The 21,873-nt window shown below is 46.9% G+C and carries 17 protein-coding genes; 10 read left to right on the forward strand and 7 right to left on the reverse strand.

Annotation, left to right across the window (positions count from 1 at the left end; genetic code table 11):
- Positions 1 to 106: 106 nt before the first annotated feature.
- Positions 107 to 436 (reverse strand): DUF496 family protein, encoded by a 330-nt coding sequence (locus tag FHQ30_RS09075; RefSeq protein WP_132967378.1) that lies wholly within the window; start codon positions 434 to 436, stop codon positions 107 to 109.
- Between the two features lie 188 nt (positions 437 to 624).
- On the opposite strand from FHQ30_RS09075, the gene serC reads away from it, so the two are divergent.
- The 6 genes from serC (at position 625) to thrS (ending at position 8,713) form a co-directional block, all read left to right on the forward strand.
- Complete coding sequence (serC, locus tag FHQ30_RS09080) at positions 625 to 1,716, forward strand: 3-phosphoserine/phosphohydroxythreonine transaminase (protein WP_139612107.1); 1,092 nt, start codon at positions 625 to 627, stop codon at positions 1,714 to 1,716.
- A 21-nt stretch (positions 1,717 to 1,737) separates the two neighbouring features.
- Positions 1,738 to 2,835 (forward strand): histidinol-phosphate transaminase, encoded by a 1,098-nt coding sequence (gene hisC / locus FHQ30_RS09085; RefSeq protein ID WP_139612108.1) that lies wholly within the window; start codon positions 1,738 to 1,740, stop codon positions 2,833 to 2,835.
- A gap of 38 nt (positions 2,836 to 2,873) precedes the next feature.
- Entirely contained in the window at positions 2,874 to 4,181 is a 1,308-nt protein-coding gene (aroA, locus tag FHQ30_RS09090; RefSeq protein ID WP_139612109.1) for a 3-phosphoshikimate 1-carboxyvinyltransferase, read from the forward strand.
- Between the two features lie 181 nt (positions 4,182 to 4,362).
- Entirely contained in the window at positions 4,363 to 5,700 is a 1,338-nt protein-coding gene (argG, locus tag FHQ30_RS09095; protein WP_176552680.1) for an argininosuccinate synthase, read from the forward strand.
- 144 nt (positions 5,701 to 5,844) lie between these two features.
- Positions 5,845 to 6,492, forward strand: a complete 648-nt coding sequence (locus tag FHQ30_RS09100) for an SEN1982 family lipoprotein (RefSeq protein WP_139612111.1) — start codon at positions 5,845 to 5,847, stop codon at positions 6,490 to 6,492.
- A gap of 289 nt (positions 6,493 to 6,781) precedes the next feature.
- On the forward strand, positions 6,782 to 8,713 hold the full coding sequence (gene thrS, locus FHQ30_RS09105) for a threonine--tRNA ligase (RefSeq protein ID WP_139612112.1): 1,932 nt from the start codon (positions 6,782 to 6,784) through the stop codon (positions 8,711 to 8,713).
- Positions 8,714 to 8,772: 59 nt separating this feature from the next.
- On the opposite strand, the gene cobB is transcribed toward thrS, so the two are convergent.
- Both cobB and rluC read right to left on the reverse strand, forming a co-directional pair.
- Complete coding sequence (gene cobB / locus FHQ30_RS09110) at positions 8,773 to 9,507, reverse strand: Sir2 family NAD+-dependent deacetylase (protein ID WP_139612113.1); 735 nt, start codon at positions 9,505 to 9,507, stop codon at positions 8,773 to 8,775.
- A 4-nt stretch (positions 9,508 to 9,511) separates the two neighbouring features.
- Entirely contained in the window at positions 9,512 to 10,495 is a 984-nt protein-coding gene (rluC, locus tag FHQ30_RS09115; RefSeq protein ID WP_442805706.1) for a 23S rRNA pseudouridine(955/2504/2580) synthase RluC, read from the reverse strand.
- Positions 10,496 to 10,980: 485 nt separating this feature from the next.
- Here rluC and rne point away from each other — a divergent pair, with 485 nt between their 5' ends.
- The 4 genes from rne to pgi all read left to right on the forward strand — a co-directional run bounded on the left by rne (position 10,981) and on the right by pgi (position 18,516).
- The gene (gene rne / locus FHQ30_RS09120) at positions 10,981 to 14,121 is read left to right on the forward strand and encodes a ribonuclease E (protein ID WP_139612114.1); all 3,141 of its coding nucleotides are present in this window, start codon (positions 10,981 to 10,983) and stop codon (positions 14,119 to 14,121) included.
- A gap of 228 nt (positions 14,122 to 14,349) precedes the next feature.
- Positions 14,350 to 15,711, forward strand: a complete 1,362-nt coding sequence (locus FHQ30_RS09125; protein WP_442805707.1) for a replicative DNA helicase — start codon at positions 14,350 to 14,352, stop codon at positions 15,709 to 15,711.
- 9 nt (positions 15,712 to 15,720) lie between these two features.
- Positions 15,721 to 16,836 (forward strand): alanine racemase, encoded by a 1,116-nt coding sequence (alr, locus tag FHQ30_RS09130; protein WP_139612115.1) that lies wholly within the window; start codon positions 15,721 to 15,723, stop codon positions 16,834 to 16,836.
- Between the two features lie 33 nt (positions 16,837 to 16,869).
- A complete protein-coding gene (gene pgi, locus FHQ30_RS09135; protein ID WP_139612116.1) occupies positions 16,870 to 18,516 on the forward strand; it encodes a glucose-6-phosphate isomerase in 1,647 nt (548 codons plus the stop codon).
- A 71-nt stretch (positions 18,517 to 18,587) separates the two neighbouring features.
- Here the strand turns inward: pgi and FHQ30_RS09140 are convergent, their stop codons facing one another.
- From FHQ30_RS09140 to FHQ30_RS09155, 4 genes are all read right to left on the reverse strand, one after another.
- Complete coding sequence (locus FHQ30_RS09140) at positions 18,588 to 19,337, reverse strand: ABC transporter ATP-binding protein (RefSeq protein ID WP_139612117.1); 750 nt, start codon at positions 19,335 to 19,337, stop codon at positions 18,588 to 18,590.
- Entirely contained in the window at positions 19,330 to 20,310 is a 981-nt protein-coding gene (locus FHQ30_RS09145) for a FecCD family ABC transporter permease (protein WP_139612118.1), read from the reverse strand. The genes FHQ30_RS09140 and FHQ30_RS09145 overlap by 8 nt, the downstream gene beginning before the upstream one ends.
- Complete coding sequence (locus tag FHQ30_RS09150; protein WP_139612119.1) at positions 20,294 to 21,106, reverse strand: substrate-binding domain-containing protein; 813 nt, start codon at positions 21,104 to 21,106, stop codon at positions 20,294 to 20,296. Before FHQ30_RS09150 ends, FHQ30_RS09145 begins: the two co-directional genes overlap by 17 nt.
- Before the next feature lie 129 nt (positions 21,107 to 21,235).
- Positions 21,236 to 21,793, reverse strand: a complete 558-nt coding sequence (locus FHQ30_RS09155) for a transposase (protein WP_267965293.1) — start codon at positions 21,791 to 21,793, stop codon at positions 21,236 to 21,238.
- Positions 21,794 to 21,873: the final 80 nt, after the last annotated feature.

A 21,873-nucleotide genomic window follows, 5' to 3' on the forward strand; every position in this document is an offset into this window, starting at 1 on the left:
CTTCGCAAACGGGCGGATAGTTAATCCGCCCCTACCCAGCCTAATCAAATATCTTTGTCAATAATCTGAAGTGCGGTGTTGAACCGCACTTAGTTTATGCCCAAACTTATTTCTTTGCCTGACGCGCTTTGGCTTGGTCTGAAAGTTTTTTGCTGATTTCGCGACGTTGTTTAGAATTTTCAGCATTACGGATAATGTAGTCGTCGATGCGATCTTCGTAATCATCACGCATACTGGAAATAATGGTGCGGATATCACTGACGCTCATTTCATCGTTGATGTATTGATTGAGGTTATCCAACAACAGCACACGTTTTTGATTGTCGCGAATTTTGCGTTCGATATCGATCATATCACGTTTCAACTTATTTTTTTGACGAGACAAGCTGACATACTCCAAAACATCTTGAAAACATTGTTTATTTACAGGTTCCATATTTATACTCACTGGTTGATTATTGATGACTTTCTCTAATTTATCTTTTTTAACCGAGGTCGTCAAAGGCTTCGATCACGTTTTGGATAATAAAAATAGTGAGAAATCAAATAAAGCGATTGATAAGCGTAGAGCGGAATGATAAAACTAAGCGATATTTATTTTATTGGATCAATTAAGAGGAAAGCATGTCAAAGGTATTTAACTTTAGTGCCGGTCCGGCGATGATGCCACAGGCGGTATTAGCACAAGCGCAACAAGAGCTGTTGAATTGGGAAGGGCTGCAAACCTCGGTGATGGAAGTCAGTCATCGCGGTAAACACTTTATGGCATTAGCGGAGCGCTCGATTCAACAACTGCGTGAGTTGTTGGCGATTCCGGATAACTACCAAGTGTTGTTTGCCCAAGGCGGCGCACGTGGGCAATTTGCGGCTGTGCCGATGAATTTATTGAGTGAAAACGGCAAAGCGCTGTATTTGAACAGCGGTTATTGGTCGGCAGCGGCAGCCAAAGAAGCCCGGCTGTTTGGTGAGATTAACGAAGTAACGATTAGTGCGGAACAAGATGGCGTTGTCGCTGTTGATCAACTGGACTTCAGCGAAGTTGCTGCGCAATACGATTATGTACACTACTGCCCGAATGAAACCATCAGCGGCATAGAAATCTTTGACGTGCCGAAGGTCGGTGATGCAGTCTTGGTAGCGGATATGTCGTCGAATATTCTGTCGCGTGCAATTGATGTCAGCAAATTTGGGGTGATTTATGCCGGCGCACAAAAAAACATGGGCCCGTCCGGCATTGTGATTTTAATCGTGCGTGATGATCTGATCGGCAAAGCCCGTGCCAATACGCCGTCAATCTGGAATTACCAAATTCTGCGTGACAACGACTCGATGTTTAACACCCCGCCGACCTTTGCCTGGTATCTCTGCTCGTTGGTGTTCCAATGGCTGTTGGACAATGGTGGTTTAACTGCAATGGAAAGCCGTAACCGTGCCAAAGCGGAAAAGTTGTATGCGTATCTCGATCAAAGCGATTTTTACCGCAATACTGTCGCCGTCGCCAACCGCTCTTTGATGAATGTGACGTTTACCTGTAGCGATGACGAATTGAACGCCAAATTTGTGGCAGAGGCGACCAAGTGCGGTTTACAAGCGCTGAAAGGGCATCGAATTGTCGGCGGTATGCGTGCTTCAATTTACAATGCAATGCCGCTTGAGGGCGTTGAGGCGTTAATTGCCTTTATGCAGCAGTTTGCGCAAGCGAACCAAAATTCATAAAAACAGAGAATAGAAAAGACCATGAAATTTATCGACATCGCCAATCCGGGCGTGCGCCAGTTGTCGCCATATCAGGCGGGCAAACCAATTGAAGAGTTGGAGCGTGAACTTGGCATTAGCAACATTGTGAAACTGGCTTCAAACGAAAATCCGTTTGGTTTTCCGGAGAGCGCTAAACAAGCAATCAGCCGCCAACTAGACAATTTGACCCGCTATCCCGATGCCAACGGTTTTGAATTGAAGCAGACGATTGCGCAAAAATTCGGTTTAAAGCCGGAACAAATCACCTTGGGCAATGGCTCGAACGATTTGTTGGAAATCACGGCTCATACTTTTTTAAATGCCAATGATGAAGTGATTTTTTCGCAATATACTTTTATTGTGTATCCATTGGTTTCGCAAGCGATCAACGCCAAAGCAGTGGTGGTGCCGGCAAAAGATTACGGGCATGATTTGAACGGCTTTTTGGCGGCGATCAGCGAAAAAACCAAAGTGATTTATCTTGCCAATCCGAACAATCCGACCGGTACTTTTTTAACTGCCGAGCAAATCGAAGCGTTTTTAGCACAAGTGCCAGCGAATATTTTGGTGATTTTAGACGAAGCGTATACTGAATTTACCTCAGTGCATGAACGAGTACCGTCATTTAATCTCTTGCAAAAATTCCCGAATTTGGTGGTGTGCCGCACTTTATCCAAGGCTTACGGTTTGGCAGGCTTGCGTATCGGTTATATGGTGTCCTCACCAGAAGTGGCGGACTTGTGCAATCGGGTGCGCCAACCGTTCAACTGTAACAGCTTGGCGTTGGCGGCGGCAGTGGCAGTGGTTAATGATGATGCCTTTATCGAAAAAGTGGCGGACAACAACCGCCAAGGTCTACACCAATTGGAAACTTTTTTCCAACAACAAGGCTTGCAGTATATTCCGTCTAAAGGCAATTTTATCACCTTAGACCTGAAACAACCTGCCGCTCCGATTTACCAAAAACTGCTGGAAAACGGCGTGATTGTGCGCCCGATTGCCGGTTACGGCTTACCGAATCACTTGCGGATCAGCATTGGTTTGCCGGAAGAAAACCAACGCTTCATTGATGCGCTGAGTTTAGTTTTGGGATTATAACGGTATTTAAAAACTGCACTTTTACGGAATAATGATTTATGCAACAACCAACTTCAATCACTTTAAATCCGATCGCCCGTGTCGAAGGCACGATTAATCTGCCCGGCTCAAAAAGTTTATCCAACCGTGCGCTGTTGCTGGCAGCTTTGGCAAACGGCACGACCAATGTCACCAATTTGCTGGACAGTGACGATGTGCGGCATATGTTGAACGCGCTGAAGCAGCTTGGCGTAAGCTATCGGCTTTCAGCGGATAAAACTGAATGTGAAGTGACCGGGTTGGGCGGAGCATTTTGCCTGAAGGACGGTTTGTCACTGTTTTTAGGCAATGCCGGCACCGCAATGCGTCCGCTGGCGGCAGCGTTATGCTTACGCCATAGCGAAGCTGATGCGGGTGAAATCGTATTGACCGGTGAACCACGCATGAAAGAACGCCCGATTAAACATCTGGTCGATGCGTTGCGCCAAGCCGGAGCGGAAATTGATTATCTGGAAAATGACGGTTATCCGCCATTGGCGATTCGCAACAGCGGTTTAAAAGGCGGTAAAGTGCAGATCGACGGCTCGGTATCCAGCCAGTTTTTGACCGCACTTTTAATGGCGGCGCCGCTGGCGGAAGCGGATACTGAGATCGAGATTATCGGCGAGTTGGTGTCGAAGCCCTACATTGACATCACCCTGAATATGATGGCGATTTTTGGGGTGCGGGTGGACAACCAAGACTACCGCACTTTCAAGGTAAAAGGGCAACAGCAGTATCAAGCACCGGGGGATTACTTGGTGGAAGGCGATGCGTCATCTGCCTCTTATTTTTTGGCAGCCGGGGCAATTAAAGGCAAAGTGCGCGTGACCGGTATTGGTAAAAACAGCATTCAAGGCGATCGTCTGTTTGCCGACGTGTTAGAAAAAATGGGGGCAAAAATTACCTGGGGCGATAGTTTTATCGAAGCCGAGCAGGGCGAGCTGCACGGGATTGATATGGACATGAACCACATTCCCGATGCTGCGATGACCATCGCTACCACCGCACTTTTTGCACAGGGCGAAACCGTGATCCGCAATATCTATAACTGGCGGGTAAAAGAAACCGATCGCTTAACGGCAATGGCAACTGAGTTGCGTAAAGTCGGTGCGGAAGTGGAAGAAGGCGAGGATTACCTGCGAATTCAACCGTTGCCCTTGAGCCAATTTAAGCACGCTGAAATCGCAACCTACAACGATCACCGCATGGCGATGTGTTTTGCACTGGTGGCGCTTTCCGATACCTCGGTGACGATTCTGGATCCGGGCTGTACAGCGAAAACTTTTCCAAGCTTTTTTGACGAATTTTTAGCCCTGTTGCAATAGGAGCTAAGAATTATATTTATTCATATTAGCGGTAAATATTGACTATTTATTCATTTAATTGAATTTTTATTTTATTGATGGACAAAAAATAGGATTTACCGCATAATGTTCAACCGCATAAACAGGATTTATCCGTTCAGCACAACATCATCTCAACGATTATCAAAAAATAGGAATTATTATGTCTGCGACAATTCTTGAAAATCTTCCGTTAGGTCAAAAAGTCGGTATTGCATTTTCCGGCGGCTTAGACACCAGCGCCGCACTGTTATGGATGCGGCAAAAAGGCGCCGTGCCCTATGCTTACACCGCCAATTTGGGACAACCTGACGAAGACGATTACAACGCCATTCCGCGCAAAGCCAAAGAATATGGCGCAGAAGATGCTCGCTTGATTGACTGCCGCACCCAACTGGCACACGAAGGGATTGCGGCGATTCAATGTGGGGCGTTCCACATTTCAACCGGCGGCGTGACCTATTTCAACACCACCCCGTTGGGACGTGCGGTGACCGGCACGATGTTGGTGGCGGCGATGAAAGAAGATGATGTGAATATCTGGGGTGACGGCAGCACCTTTAAGGGTAACGATATTGAGCGCTTCTACCGCTACGGCTTGCTGACCAACCCACACTTGAAAATTTATAAACCATGGCTGGATCAACAATTTATTGATGAATTGGGTGGTCGTCACGAGATGTCTGAATTTTTGATTGCTAATGGTTTCAGCTACAAAATGTCAGTGGAAAAAGCCTATTCCACCGACTCGAATATGCTGGGAGCAACCCACGAAGCTAAAGATTTGGAATTTTTGAACACCGGCATTCGTATCGTGAAACCGATTATGGGCGTGGCGTTTTGGGACGAAAATGTTACCGTCAAAGCGGAAGAAGTGACGGTGCGCTTTGAAGAAGGTGTGCCTGTTGCCTTAAATGGCAAAGAATTTACCGATCCGGTAGCGCTGTTCTTGGAAGCAAACCGCATCGGTGGTCGTCACGGCTTGGGCATGAGCGATCAAATCGAAAACCGGATTATCGAAGCCAAGAGCCGCGGCATCTATGAAGCCCCGGGCATGGCACTGTTGCACATTGCCTACGAGCGTTTAGTCACCGGCATTCACAACGAAGATACGATTGAACAATACCGCATCAACGGCTTGCGTTTAGGGCGTTTGTTGTATCAAGGTCGCTGGTTCGATCCGCAGGCTCTGATGTTGCGTGAAACTGCACAACGCTGGGTGGCACGCGCAGTCACCGGTGAAGTGACATTGGAACTGCGCCGTGGTAATGACTATTCAATTTTGGATACTGTGTCACCAAATCTGACTTACCAAGCGGAACGTCTGAGCATGGAAAAAGTGGAAAATGCCCCGTTCAGCCCGGCAGATCGGATTGGTCAATTGACGATGCGCAATCTCGACATCGTCGACACCCGTGCCAAACTGGGCATTTATACCGAAAGTGGCTTATTGATTGCCGGCAAAGATTCGGTGTTACCGCAATTGGGCAAAAAAGACTGATTTCTGATAAGTTATTAAATTACACTAACCGCACTTTATTGAAGTGCGGTTTTTTTTGATAAAAATTTAAAAATAGTGTTGACAAAAAACCGTTTTTTTTTTGAATGGGAGGGATTTTAACTATCATTTATTAACGGAGTCTTTATGTTTAAAAAATCTTGGGTTTTTCCACTATTAAGTTCGGTATTCGTATTATCCGCTTGCAGCGATGTTAAAGATGCGAATAAAGAAAATTTCAGTAAAGCGATTCAAGAAGCCTTGGATACACAAAAAGCAGTTTGCATTACGCTACCGGTTGCAAACGTACAACCGGCTGATGATTCAGCATTAAAAATCGGAGATGTAGTATTATTGGATCGGGGTATTCAGAGCGGTGCTGAAATTCAGCAAGCCGATTTTTTAGAATCGTTAGGATTTTTTACTAAAGAAAATAAAATGCTTGCTTTGAAAAGAATGTGGGGTGAGCCGACTGAGGAAAAGGTCGCAGTTTATTCTGAAACAGATAAAATCAAACCTTATCTGGTTGAGCAGTCAAATGCTTTCTCTTCAAGCCGAAAACTGTGTAGTGGAAGAGCGGTTGTGGAGCAAATCGTTAACTTTACCGAGCCGGGCGAGCAAGGCGGTGTCAAGGCTTCACAGGTTAATTACCGTATTGCTATTAAAGATCTTGCCGATTGGGCGATGTCCCCGACATTTGAACAAATTTATCCTCGAGCCAAGCCAACAGAATCCGAGTTGAATAAAACAAGTATTTTGATTTTGACTAATGAAGGCTGGAAAGTAAATCTTTGATGCAGAACTTTCAGTAACACGATACTAAAATAGCCCCTCCGATGGCGCAGGTTTGTCACTTGTGCTATCGGCGGCAGATGGTTAAATATATCCGTTCATTCAACTTATCAAACAATATTTCCGATATTATCAATCAACAAATAAAGCTTAAATTCTGTTTTTTTCATGCTAAGATATGGCTCGATTTTTTGCACAGAGTAGGTGCGAAAAATCATAATGATTTATCTTTCTATCACTCTAAAACAACAAGTAACCTTGCGTATGGGTTACCACTGTACAAGGATTTTTTATGCCAATTATTACTTTACCTGACGGTTCACAACGTCAGTTCGACCATCCGGTTTCTGTATTAGACGTTGCCCAAGATATTGGTGCAGGTCTTGCCAAAGCAACCATTGCAGGGCGCGTCAACGGTGAGCGTAAAGACGCTTGTGATCTAATCAGCCAAGACAGCAAACTGGAAATTATCACCGCCAAAGATGAAGACGGTTTGGAAATTATCCGTCACTCGTGCGCCCATTTATTGGGACACGCCATCAAACAACTGTTTCCGAGCGTGAAAATGGCGATCGGACCGACCATTGACAACGGCTTTTATTATGATGTTGATCTAGACCGCTCTTTGACCCAAGAGGATTTAGACGCATTGGAAAAAAGAATGCAGGAGCTGGCGAAAACCGATTACGAGGTGGTCAAAAAAGTGGTGAGCTGGCAGCAGGCTTATGACACGTTTAAAGCGCGCGGCGAAGCGTATAAACTGGCGATTTTAGATGAAAATATCGACAAAGCGGCAACACCGGCGTTGTATCACCACCAAGAATATGTGGATATGTGCCGTGGGCCGCATGTGCCGAACATGAGATTCTGCCACCATTTCAAATTGCAAAAAGTGGCAGGCGCTTATTGGCGTGGCAACAGCGACAACAAAATGCTGCAACGGATTTACGGCACGGCCTGGGCGGACAAAAAACAGCTGGCGGCCTATTTGCAGCGTTTGGAAGAAGCGGCAAAACGCGATCACCGCAAAATCGGCAAAGCGCTGGATCTGTACCATATGCAAGAAGAAGCGCCGGGCATGGTGTTTTGGCACAATGACGGTTGGACGATTTTCCGTGAGTTGGAAACTTTTGTTCGCACCAAATTAAAACAATACGATTATCAAGAAGTGAAAGGTCCGTTTATGATGGATCGGGTGTTGTGGGAGAAAACGGGTCACTGGCAAAACTACGCTGATTTGATGTTCACCACTCAATCAGAAAACCGTGAATATGCGATCAAACCGATGAACTGCCCGGGGCATGTGCAGATCTTCAATCAAGGCTTGAAATCTTACCGTGATCTGCCGTTGCGCATGGCGGAATTTGGTTCTTGCCACCGTAACGAACCGTCCGGCTCACTGCATGGTTTAATGCGGGTGCGTGGTTTCACTCAAGACGACGCACATATTTTCTGTACCGAAGATCAAGTGGAAAGCGAAGTGACCGCTTGTATCCGTATGGTGTACGACATTTACAGCACCTTTGGTTTCACCGATATTCAGGTCAAACTGTCGACCCGTCCGGATTCGCGTATCGGATCCGATGAAATTTGGGACAAAGCCGAAGAAGGCTTGGCGAATGCGTTGAAACACAACGGTTTGGCGTATGAAGTGCAAGAAGGCGAAGGCGCATTTTACGGACCAAAAATTGAATTTGCGCTGCGTGACTGTCTGGATCGCGAATGGCAGTGTGGTACGATTCAGTTAGACTTCGCCTTACCGGGACGTCTAAATGCCTCATATGTGGCAGAAGACAACGATCGTCGTGTACCGGTGATGATCCACCGTGCAATTTTGGGTTCAATCGAACGTTTCATCGGGATTATCACTGAAGAGTATGCGGGCTTCTTCCCACCATGGTTGGCGCCGGTGCAAGCGGTGGTGATGAACATCACCGATTCGCAAGCGGATTATGTACAACAAGTGGTGAAAAAACTGTCCGATGCCGGTTTACGAGTAAAATCCGATCTACGCAACGAAAAAATCGGCTTCAAAATCCGCGAACACACCCTGCGCCGTGTGCCGTATATGTTGGTTTGCGGCGACAAAGAGATCGAAGCCGGCAAAGTTGCTGTCCGCACCCGCAAGGGACAAGATCTTGGTTCAATTGATGTCGATGAATTTGTGCAAATCTTAAAAACACAAGTTTATCAACGGGAATTGAAGTTGTTGAACGAAGAGTAATCTTTCTTAGATAGGAAAAAGGCAAGTTGGACTTGCCTTTTTTTATATAAAGCGTGAAGTTATTCCCTATCGACGCTGTCAAATCTGGCTGATAATCTCCGACAATATTCCGGCACAACTTCGGTTGCTGCACCATAATAAGCCTGTTTAAAAGCAGAGCGACCTTTGCTGGGTTCGAGATTCAATTCGACAGTGGTGGCATTGGCAAAATTGGCTTCTTCGACAAAGCCGGCGGCGGGATAGACATTGCCGCTGGTGCCGATGGCGATAAAATAATCACACTGCTGTAGTGCTTGGTAAATCCGTTGCATTTCAAACGGCATTTCGCCGAACCAGACAATATGCGGGCGCAAGTCGCCACCGCACTTTGTGCAATGATCGCTTGTGGTGATGTCCTGCTGCCATGGATAGACGCTGGCGCAGTGTTGACACCGCACTTTGAGTAATTCACCGTGCATATGGATCAAATTTTTGCTGCCGGCACGTTCGTGCAAATTGTCCACATTTTGCGTGATTAATAATAAATTCCCCGCCAATTTTTGCTCCAATTCGGCTAACGCATAATGCGCAGCATTTGGTTGAATTTCGCTTTGTTGCAATTGTTGACGGCGTTGATTGTAAAAGCGCTGCACGAGTTCGGGATTGCGTTGAAAGCCCTCAGGCGTGGCAACGTCTTCGATACGGTGTTCTTCCCATAACCCATCACTGGCACGAAAGGTGCGGATTCCGGATTCGGCAGAAATGCCGGCACCGGTCAGTACCACGACTTTGGGGGTAAAAGTGCGGTTTGTCATCGGATTATGCCTGTTTTTGTTCACGCAACTGACGCAAAATCTGTTTCATTTCTGCATCCAATTCGGCGCTCAAACGTAGCGTTTCACCGCTTTTGGGATGTTCAAAACGAATCGCATAAGCGTGTAGAAATAAACGGTTTAAGCCGAGTTGTTGCATTTGCTGGTCGAAACCCTGATCGCCGTATTTGCTGTCGAGGGCAATCGGATGTCCGGCGTATTGGCTGTGTACCCGAATTTGATGGGTGCGTCCGGTGATCGGCATGGCTTTAATGAGCGTGGCTTGTTCGCCGTAACGTTCTTCCACGCTGAAACGGGTTTCCGACGGTTTGCCTTGCTCGCTGACCCGTACAATCCGCTCGCCGCTCGCCAATTCGTTTTTATTCAATGGCGCATTAATCACCTTGCAATGCGATTGCCACTGACCACGCACCAACGCCAGATACTCTTTTTGAATGGTTTTGTCGCGTAATTGTTGATGTAGATGGCGTAAAGCCGAGCGCTTTTTGGCAACCAGCAAAATGCCGGAGGTGTCGCGATCCAAACGGTGAACTAATTCAAGAAAACGGGCTTCAGGACGCAGGCTGCGTAGCGCTTCGATCACGCCGAAACTCAGTCCACTGCCGCCGTGCACCGCCATGCCGGACGGTTTGTTGAGCACCAACAACACGTCGTCCTCAAACAGAATTTGCTGTTCCAGTTGTGCGACTTGGTGCAGCTTGTTAGAAATCGGTGCTTGCTCTTTCTCTGCGATTTTAACCGGTGGAATCCTTACAATATCATTGGCTTGCAGCTTATATTCCGCTTTTATCCGTCCTTTATTGACCCGCACTTCGCCCTTGCGGATAATCCGGTAAATCATGCTTTTGGGGACGCCTTTCAACTGGCTGAGCAGGTAGTTGTCAATCCGTTGTCCGGCTTGATCGGCATCGATTGTTTGAAAACGCACGCTTGGTTGCATGCTGTTAGTTTTAGGTTGTTCAATAGTCATAATGCGGCAATATTATCCTTTCACTTGAATTTGCGCTTTATTATAGAGAAAAGTAACAGGAATAGCAGAAGAAATGTGATTTTGTTACAAATTTATCTTATCTCACCTTGCCAACCCGCCCTATAAAATGAAATAATGACACGCTTTTATTGTGTGTGGGGGCATAGCAATCCTCTGACATAAATTAAAATTGAAAAAAGAATTTGCCGTTTGACGGCATCTGACCGCCGATGAATGCAACAATCAGTGTAAGACATTTCAATCTGCGGTTGTCATGATGGATAACGTTCGTCCGCTTGCAAAATATAAACCATAGTATTTTGTTTTTACTAATTAAATGATTTTGGCATTAGTAATATCATCAATGCACCTGAGCATAGACAGTCGTGAGATTGACTGTAGCAGACAGACACAAGGTCGATGATAAAGCCCAGTACGCAAGTTATCCGTTTGAGAATTAAGCAAATAATTGAGTATCAACAACAATGAAAAGAATGTTAATTAATGCAACTCAAAAAGAAGAGTTGCGTGTTGCGCTGGTTGATGGACAGCGTTTGTTCGACTTGGATATTGAAAGTCCGGGGCACGAACAGAAAAAAGCCAATATTTACAAAGGAAAAATCACCCGGGTTGAACCCAGCCTGGAAGCGGCGTTTGTCGATTACGGCACTGATCGCCACGGTTTCTTGCCACTGAAAGAGATTGCGCGTGAATATTTCCCGCAAGGTTACTCCTTTCAAGGTCGGCCAAATATTCGCGATGTGCTGAAAGAAGGACAAGAAGTTATTGTTCAGGTCAGCAAAGAAGAGCGGGGTAACAAGGGGGCGGCGTTGACCACCTTTATTTCGTTAGCCGGTAGTTATTTGGTGATTATGCCGAATAATCCGCGTGCCGGCGGTATTTCGCGCCGTATCGAAGGCGATGAAAGACAAGAGTTGAAAGATGCGTTGAGTTCATTAGACGTACCGGATGGTGTCGGGTTGATCGTGCGTACCGCCGGTGTCGGCAAATCGCAGGAAGAGTTGCAGTGGGATTTGAAAGTGCTGCTGCACCATTGGGATGCAATTAAACAGGCGTCTGAGTCTCGTGCCGCACCGTTTTTGATCCATCAAGAAAGTGATGTGATCGTGCGGGCGATCCGCGATTATTTGCGGCGTGATATTGGTGAAATCTTGATCGACAGTGCCAAAGTGTACGAAAAAGCCAAAGCACACATCAAGCTGGTACGTCCTGATTTCATCAACCGTATCAAGCTGTATCAAGGCGAAGTGCCGCTGTTTAGCCACTATCAAATTGAATCTCAAATCGAATCGGCATTTCAGCGCGAAGTGCGCTTGCCGTCCGGTGGTTCAATTGTCATTGATGTGACCGAAGCCTTGACCGCAATCGACATCAACTCGGCACGGGCAACCCGCGGTGGCGACATCGAAGAGACCGCACTTAACACCAATTTGGAGGCGGCAGACGAAATTGCACGTCAATTACGCTTGCGTGATTTAGGTGGTTTGATTGTCATCGACTTCATTGACATGACCCCGATTCGTCACCAGCGTGAAGTGGAAAACCGCATGCGTGATGCAGTGCGCCAAGATCGCGCTCGGATTCAAATCAGCCGTATTTCGCGTTTCGGTTTATTGGAAATGTCACGCCAGCGTCTGAGCCCATCATTGGGCGAATCCTCGCATCACATTTGTCCACGTTGTCAGGGCACCGGTAAGGTGCGCGATAACGAATCGCTGTCGTTGTCGATTTTGCGTTTATTGGAAGAAGAAGCGTTAAAAGAAAATACCTCACGGGTGCATACCATTGTGCCTGTGGAAATCGCCTCTTATTTGCTGAATGAAAAACGCAAAGCGATTTACAGCATCGAAAAACGCCACGATGTCGAAGTGATCGTGGTGCCGAATGAGCAGATGGAGACACCGCACTTCTCGGTGTTCCGTTTACGTGATGGCGAAATCAGCAATACCTTAAGCTACAATTTAAGCAAATATCATGCTCAAGATGATGATAATGCCACTGCTCACAACAACGAAGAAAACCTGCTGACTCGTAGCCAGCCGTCCGACAGTGCGGTGGTGACGGTGGAATCGGTGTTGGAAAAAGCCGCTGCTGGCGAGTTGAATATGCCGACGGCTGCACCAATGCCGACGGCAGAAGTGGTCGCTCCTGCGCCGCAAGCATCGTTACTCAGCCGTTTGTTTGCCAAGCTAAAAGGGTTATTCATCAGTGAAGCCGAACCTGAAGCTCAGAAAAAAACAGATGAGAAAGCGCCACGTCGTCGCAACAATGAGCGCAATGGTGATCGTCGCAATAACCAGAACCGTAATCGTCGTCGCAATGACCGTAACGAGCGTGATAACAGCAATAGTGATCGCCCAGCCAATGAACGCTTAAGCAAAACCGAGAATAAATCGGATAGTGCCGCAAAACGTAACAATGAGCGCAACAATGAGCGCAATAATGAGAAAGAGGTGGCGGAAAGCAGCGATAATGCGGTTAAAAATAACCGCAATGATCGTAAGCGTTCTAACCGTAAACGCAATGATGTTACGCCTAACGAAGCGCTTGAAAGTGCGGATTTAGCGGAAAAATCCAAAGCATTGAGTGACAGTGCCGAGCAGCCGGCGGCGGTTCGTCGTGAGCGTCGTAACTTGCGTAAAAAAGTACGTTTAAACGCAGATGTTGAGCAGGCCGCAGCGGATCAAGCGGATTCTGAACAAGTTCCGGTTATTGAGCCTGTTATTGAAAGTGCGGTCGCGCCGTTGCTAGCAACAGCGCCAGAGCGTGATCTATCGCTGGATTCAGTCGCTGTGGATAGCAATATTGCAGCATTGGAGTTGGCAGAAGATACATCGGAAGTAAAAGAAGAGTTGCGTCAACGCAATTCGCGCCGTCGCCGTTTACCTCGTCATTTGCGTACCGGCAGCCAACGCCGTCGTCGCCAAACTCAAACCACAGCTACCCAGGCTGCGGCAATGCCGTTATTTGCGGCGGTCGCTTCGCCTGAATTGGCAAGCGGCAAAGTGTGGGTTGATATGCAATATGTGAGCAAAGCACAAGACGCTCATGGTTTACTCCGTGATGAAAGCAGCGCTCCTTTTGTGCCGGTAGAAACGCTGTTGCAACAAGAACAACAAGCGAAAGTCGAAGAAATAAAACCAGAGCAAGCAAAACCAGAAAAAAGTGCGGTCGAGGTGTTAAGCACACCGGCAGTCTCTTTGCTTGTTGATAGTGAAAAAAGCGCACAGCCGCTAGGTTTTGTTACTCAGGCGGCTAATGAATCGGTTGAGAAGAAAATTAAAGCTTCTATCGCGGAAGCCGAAGCGGAGCGAGAGCTTAAACCGGTTGCACCTGTTGTGGTTCAATTGGCAGAAGTAACTGTAGAAACTCAGCAAACTGTTTCAGCATCGGAGCCTGTTGCACAAGTGCTTTTCGGTACTTATTCGAAAGTGGCACATACTCGTTCGGCAATGGCGCAAGCCCCTTCTTTTGCGCCACAGCCAGCGTTTGAAATCGTGCAATGGCAAGAATCGCGCTACCATTTCCATGGTAAAGGTGCTGCCGGACACAACAGCGCCAGCAGCCATGTTTTTGCAGCGCCGACCCAAGCCAAAAATGACTAATTAAGGCGGGTTGTCTAACACCATACAACCTCTATCTGTTATGCGGATAGAGGTTTTTTTCTGGACAGTTGAAAAATCAGAACCGCTCTTTTAGCTTTGACAGTAAAAAATAGCGTAATAATTTGATATACTGAATGCCAATTCAGAGATAGAAAATAAGGTAAAAATCCGGTGGCAAACGAAAAGACGCATTTTGCGGCAACAGGAGAGGGTTCGGGCCAGAAAAAAATCGAGCAAGCGATGACACCGCATTCGATCGAAGCTGAACAGGCGGTTTTGGGCGGGCTTTTATTAAGTAATGATCAGTGGGAAGAGGTGATCGAGCATGTGATCGCTGATGATTTTTATACTTACGGGCACCGCTTAATTTTCAACCAAATGGAACATTTGGCACGCCTCGATCAACCGATTGATATTATTACCCTTGATCAAGCATTGAAAAATAAAGGCATTATTGATGATGTCGGTGGTTTTGCCTATCTTGCTGAATTATCCAAAAACACCCCAAGTGCTGCCAATATTTTGGCGTATGCCGATATTGTGCGTGAAAAAGCGGTGTTGCGCGAGCTAATTTCAACCGCACATAAAATTGCTGAAAGTGGCTACAGTCCGAAAGGGCAGCCGGTGAAAGAGGTGTTGGACGAAGCAGAGCGAAAAATCTTTGAAATCGCGGAAAAACGCAATGGCAGTAATGAAGGTCCGAAGGGGGTGTTGTCGATTTTGGATAGCACGTTGGACAAAATTGAACTGTTGGCAAAATTGAAAAATAAGAATGGTGTCACCGGCGTATCAACCGGTTTTTCCTCGTTGGATCGCAAAACGGCAGGGTTGCAGCCTTCGGATTTGATTATTGTCGCCGCCCGTCCATCGATGGGTAAAACCACGTTTGCGATGAACCTGTGTGAAAATGCGATGATGGGCGAAAGTAAACCGGTGTTGGTGTTCAGCCTTGAGATGCCGGCCGATCAAATTATGATGCGGATTTTAGCGTCGATGTCACGGGTCGACCAAACCAAAATCCGTACCGGGCAAATCGAAGATGAAACCGAGTGGGCGCGAATCAACAGCACGGTACAAATGTTCAGCGATAAACCGAATTTGTTTATCGACGACTCTTCCGGCTTAACGCCGACGGAGCTGCGGGCTCGAGCACGCCGAATTTATCGTGAGCATGGCGGTTTGAGCCTGATTATGGTCGACTATTTGCAATTGATGCGCGCGCCCGGTTATCAGGACAACCGCACGTTAGAGATCGCCGAGATCTCGCGCTCGTTGAAAGCGCTGGCAAAAGAGCTGCAAGTGCCGGTGGTTGCGCTGTCGCAGCTCAACCGTAGTTTGGAGCAACGTGCTGACAAACGTCCGGTCAATTCCGATTTGCGTGAATCGGGATCTATTGAGCAAGACGCAGATTTGATTATGTTTATCTATCGTGACGAGGTGTATCACGATAACAGCGAAATGAAAAATATTGCTGAAATCATTATCGGTAAGCAACGGAACGGTCCGATCGGCAAAGTGCGGTTGATGTTTAACGGGCGTTATTCTCGTTTTGACAATTATGCCGGCCCTGAATATAACGAAGAAGATTAAGAGGTTAGGGTGAAAACAGCAACTGCAACGATTTCATTGTCTGCGCTGCAACACAATTTGCAACAGGTGAAGCGTTTAGCACCGCACAGCCGTATTTTGGCGATTGTTAAAGCCAATGGCTATGGGCATGGCATGCTACAGGTTGCCGAAGCGGTGCAGTCATATGCAGATGGCTATGGCGTGGCACGTTTGGCAGAGGCTCTGGCACTGCGAGAGCAGGGGATTGAAAAGCCGATTTTATTATTGGAAGGATTTTTCAGCGCCGATGATCTGCCACATTTGATAACTCACAATATTGAGACGGTGGTGCACAGCGAATATCAACTACAAGCGCTGGAACAAGTACTGGAACAAACACCGGAAAGTGCGGTATTAGACCGTAAAATAAAAGTTTGGCTTAAAATCGATAGCGGCATGCACCGTTTAGGGGTATCGTTAGCAGAAGTCGATGCGTTTTATCAACGTTTGCAACGCTGCCCGAATGTGCAGCCGCAGATTAATTTTGTCAGCCATTTCAGCCGTGCCGAAGAGTTGAAGTGCGGTTACAGTGAAATTCAGTTGCAGCGCTTCCAACAGGCGTGCGCCGATAAAGAGGGTGAGCGCAGTCTTGCCGCATCGAACGGAATTTTATACTGGCAAGCCTCACATTTTGACTGGGTGCGTCCGGGGATTATCTTATATGGTATTTCGCCGACCAATGATCAGCTTGCGACAGAATATGGTTTGCAACCGGCGATGACGTTCAGCTCTAGCCTGATTGCAGTGCGTGAACATCCGGCAGGCGAGCCGGTTGGCTATGGTGGCGCATGGCTGAGCCCAAAAGACACAAAAATCGGTGTGGTCGCATTGGGGTATGGTGATGGCTATCCACGCGATGTGCCAGCGGGAACGCCGGTATTAATCAACGGCAAGCGTGTTCCGATTGTCGGCAAAGTGTCGATGGATATGATTACCGTTGATTTAGGTGCTGATAGCCGAGCGCAGGTGGGCGATGAAGTGATTTTTTGGGGCAAAGATTCGCAGCACAATGTGTTGCCGATTGAAGAAGTCGCGCGGCATATCGGGGTGATCAGCTATGAATTAGTAACAAAGCTGACCCCAAGGGTAATAATGGAATACAGATAGTAACAGAATATTAATTAACTCATGAGGTATTAAATGCAAAATATTAATCCGACCACAACCGCCGCATGGCAAGCATTGGCAACACATAAGCAACAGCAGCAAGAGGTGACGATTGCGCAATTGTTTGCGCAAGAGAATAACCGTTTCGCCAATTATTCACTTTCATTTAACCAAGAAATTTTGGTTGATTTTTCTAAAAACCCGATTAATCAAGACACCTTAACGCTGTTGCGACAACTGGCAAACGAATGCGCCTTGCCGCAAGCAATCGAAGCGATGTTCAGCGGTGAAAAAATCAACCGTACCGAAAACCGCGCCGTGCTGCATACCGCACTTCGTAATTGCAGTAATACGCCGGTGTTGGTGGATGGCAAAGATGTGATGCCGGAAGTGAATGCGGTGTTGGCGAAGATGAAAGCGTTTTGTGAGCGTGTGATTGGCGGCGAATGGAAAGGTTATACCGGCAAAGCGATCACCGATGTGATCAATATCGGCATCGGCGGTTCGGATTTAGGGCCTTATATGGTGACCGAAGCGTTGCGCCCATATAAAAACCACTTGAATATGCACTTTGTCTCCAATGTGGACGGCACGCATATCGCAGAAGTGCTGAAAAAAGTCAATCCGGAAACCACGTTGGTGCTGGTGGCGTCGAAAACATTCACTACGCAAGAAACCATGACCAATGCGCTTTCCGCTCGTGATTGGTTTTTGGCGACGGCGCAAGATCAAAAACATGTAGCAAAACACTTTGCAGCGCTGTCGACCAACGGCAAAGCGGTAGCAGAATTCGGTATCGACACCGCCAATATGTTTGAGTTTTGGGATTGGGTTGGCGGTCGCTATTCATTATGGTCAGCGATTGGTTTGTCGATTGCATTGTCGATCGGCTTCGATAATTTTGAACAGCTGTTAAGCGGTGCGCATGCGATGGATAACCACTTCCGCCATACCGCACTTGAGCAGAATATTCCTGCAACGTTGGCGTTAGTCGGGATTTGGAACAGCAACTTCTTGGGCGCAGAATCGGAAGCAATCCTACCGTATGACCAATATTTGCACCGTTTTGCCGCTTATTTCCAGCAGGGTAACATGGAATCCAACGGTAAATTTGTGGCGCGCAATGGGGAAAAAGTCAGCTATCAAACCGGGCCGATTATCTGGGGTGAACCGGGCACCAATGGACAGCACGCCTTTTACCAACTGATTCACCAAGGCACGCAGCGCATTCCGTGCGATTTTATTGCCCCGGCGCAGAGTCACAACCCGTTGGCGGATCACCACGCCAAATTGCTCTCCAACTTCTTTGCACAAACCGAAGCCTTAGCCTTCGGCAAAAGCCAAGCCGTGGTGGAACAAGAGTTTTTAGACGCAGGCAAAACTTTGAACGAAGTGGCGCATATCGTGCCGTACAAAGTATTCGAAGGCAACCGCCCGACCAACTCGATTTTGTTGCAAAAAATCACCCCGTTCAGTCTTGGCGCATTGATTGCGATGTATGAGCACAAAATTTTCGTACAAGGCGTGATCTTCAACATCTTCAGTTTCGACCAATGGGGCGTGGAGCTGGGCAAACAGCTCGCCAACCGAATCCTGCCTGAGTTGGAAAATGACCAAAAAATCAGCTCGCACGACAGCTCGACCAACGGTTTAATCAACCAATTCAAAGCGTGGCGTTAACCGCATAATCGCAGATTAAAAATCCAACCACTGAGATAGCGGTTGGATTTTTGTTATTATTTGGCAGCGCACTAGTTAGTTGATTTCTCTACTGCAAAAATCTCGCGTCGCAGCGGATCAATCTGCGCCCGAATGCCAAAAGCAGCCGCTAGATTGTGCTCGGTCAGCACGCTTTGGGTTGCACCACTGGCAATGATTTTGCCGCCGCCAAGTAAAATCACTTCATCACAGAAACGGTAGGCAAGCGAAAGGTGATGAATGGCGATCACACAAGTGCGGTCGGGCGTTAGGGCTTTCAGTTGCTGCATGATGTCGATCTGATAATAGGGATCGAGCGGTGCAATCGGCTCGTCTGCCAGCAGCAAAGGTGCCTCTTTTATGCAGCAGCGTGCCAGTTGCACCCGCGCTTTTTCGCCGCCGGAAAGTTGTTTGAACGGTTTATCAAGCAGTGGTGCTACCGCAAATTTTTCTGCCACTGACCGCACTTTTTGCTGCTCTTTGTTGTGTGAAGAGAGGTTGGAGTAGGGTGGTAATAAGCCGAGCGCAATCACATCATACGTTGATAAATCCCAATGAATCTGTGTGTTTTGGGCAAGATAGGCTAATTGTTGGCTTTTTTGTTGTGGGCTGAGGTCGCTGAGTTTGCGGTTATTTAGCCAAATCTGACCGCTCTTTGGCGTCAAAATACCGGCAATGGCTTTCAGCAAGGTGGATTTGCCTGCACCGTTCGCCCCCATAATCCCGATCAATTTGCCTGGTGCCAGCGTGCAAGTAATATCCTGTAAGGCGTAGGGGAAACTGAGGTGTTCAAGCTTAATCACGATAAATGCTCCGTTGTTGCTGCAGCAAAATCCAGATCAGGCAAGGTGCGCCGATCAGGGCGGTGAGTGTACCGATATAAATATGTGAAAAAAACGGCAGATAGATAATGCTTAAATCGGCAACCAACAGCAGCAATGCGCCCAATAACCCGCTGGTGACGTACAGTTGTGACGGACGTTTTTTGAGTAACAGGCGGGCAAAGTGCGGTGCAATCAGGCCGATAAAACCAATGGTTCCGGTTTGCGGAATCACTGCGCCGACCAATAATGCCACGCCAAGGGTGGTGATAAAAAAGCTCTTTTTCGGATCAATGCCCATCGTGCCGGCGGTTTCTTCGCCAAAAGTGAGCAGATCCAGATAATGCCGTTGGCGATATAAGCAAAAAATACCCAGCAAGATAATCGCTAATGATAACAATAAGGTGTCCGTTTTCGCCCATGCCAACGAACCTTGCAGCCAACGGTACAGCTCCGCCAATGCCCACGGGCTTTGGGCGTTGGAAAGCAGCAACGCAATGGCGGAAGCGAGCAGCATATTCACTGCGACACCGCTTAAAATCATCATTGTCGTGCCGTGATTTTTAGCGATCAGATAGACCAATAAAAAACTCAACAACGCACCGGTCACACCGCCTAACAATAACAGGCTCAAGGGGGCGGAAAAGTAATATAAAATAAACACACTGGCGGTAGTGGCACCGTTGGTGCTGCCTAATAAACCGGGGCTTGCAAGCGGATTTTGGAAGATGCCCTGCATCGCATTGCCGGCGAGTGCCAAACTGGCACCGGTCACGATCGCCAAGCCGAGGCGTGGCAAGCGGATTTCCCACAGCACTAAGCCGCGCATATCGCTCAACACGCCCTCGGCATTGCGCAAAGCAGCAAAATCGCCCAGTTGGTAATACATGGCTGCCGTGCTGATCCCCAGCAACAGCAGGAGCAGTAACAGATTCAGTTTATTCATGTTTTTCATTTAATTGTTGATAAAGCAACTGTTGATAAAGTAAGGCTGCTCCCTGCCACACCCCGTGATCGAAACAGTAAGTATATTTCAGCGGTGCGCTGGCTTGCGCACGAGATTGGAACAGCTGCTGCAACAACGGATGGGAAAGCAGCTCCGCTTGCGTGTTATAGCCCTGTTTGTCGCTTAGCACAATCAGGAAATTGGGCTGACTGCGCACAACCTGTTCCAGTGAAAAATTTTGTGCGCTGAGATGACTTTTCAGCGGGGTCAGCCCAAGCAGTTTTAATAGCGTTTGATATTGCGGCAAATCACTTTCCACCACGCCGGTATCGGATAAAATCAGGGTTTCAGTTAATGTTTGATTCAAATTAAAATTTTGGGCTTGTAATGTGGCGACTAACTGCGCAGCATGGGCTTGATTATGGGTGATGTCGCCCAATTGCAGGATAAACGCAAACAGTTGCTCCGGTGTCTGCGGACTGTCGTTGACCGGAATAATCTTCACGCCAAGCTGTTTTAGCGCAGCAGCCAGTTGCGGATAAAACTGTTCATTGAGTAACACGGTTTTGTCCAAATACGGCAAAAGTGCGGTCAAGTGCGGTTCCAGCCTCGGTTTGTCGTGATTCAGTTTATCCAACATCATCAGCGGATTGGTAGAATAAGGCGACATTGCCGCAATTTGCTCCGGACGAGCTAATTCGATCAGCAAGCGATCGCTGCACAGTGTTAGCGAAACGAATTGCTCGGCGTGGGCAATCGGTGCACAAAGGCAAAGTGCGGTGAGAATTTTTATTATTTTTTTCATTTGATGTTGTGGTGGGTTGAAACTGCCTTCAATAATTATATTTCATCTCATTATATATCAGAATGGGGTTTGTAGGGGCGGATTGCATCCGCCCTATTATCGTTCGTAGTTTTATCATTGGGGGCAGATTCAATCTGCCCCTATAGTTGGAATATTTATATAAAATCGATCCTTTTCCCATGTAAATGGATTATGCTGGATATATTCGGCAATCTGCTCATAAGATTTTTCATCACGGATAATATGCTCATAATAATTACGTTGCCAAATCTTATCACCTAAAAATGGTGCGAGTTTTCGAGTAACAGCAGATTTATATCCTCTAATTATTGCACCAATTGTATTGCTGGAAATATAAAATGGTGTTTGTGAGTCATTCGGATTTAAATTTTCTGTAATAGTAATAATGCCGTGTAAATGGTTTGGCATGATAATAAATTCATCTAATTCAATATTTTTTCGTTTATTTGCATTATTCAGCCATTCGTTATAAGCAATGTTGCCATATTCATTAAGCACCATGGTGTCATTCTCTATATGACCAAATAAAGACATCCTGTCTGCACAACAAAGCGTAACAAAATAACACCCTTCAGAAGCATAATTATAATGTGGTAAGCGTATGGTATGGCGTTTATGTGTGTCTGGATTATATTTCATATTTATCATTGCAGGGGCAAATTGCATACGTCTTGTTAAATAATGCGTTTTATTTAGGGCAGATGCAATCTGCCCCTACGGTTCTATATAAATAATGTCTATTTTAC

The sequence above is a fragment of the Testudinibacter sp. 'clade 2' genome, from assembly GCF_006227735.1.
Classification (GTDB): Bacteria; Pseudomonadota; Gammaproteobacteria; order Enterobacterales; family Pasteurellaceae; genus Chelonobacter.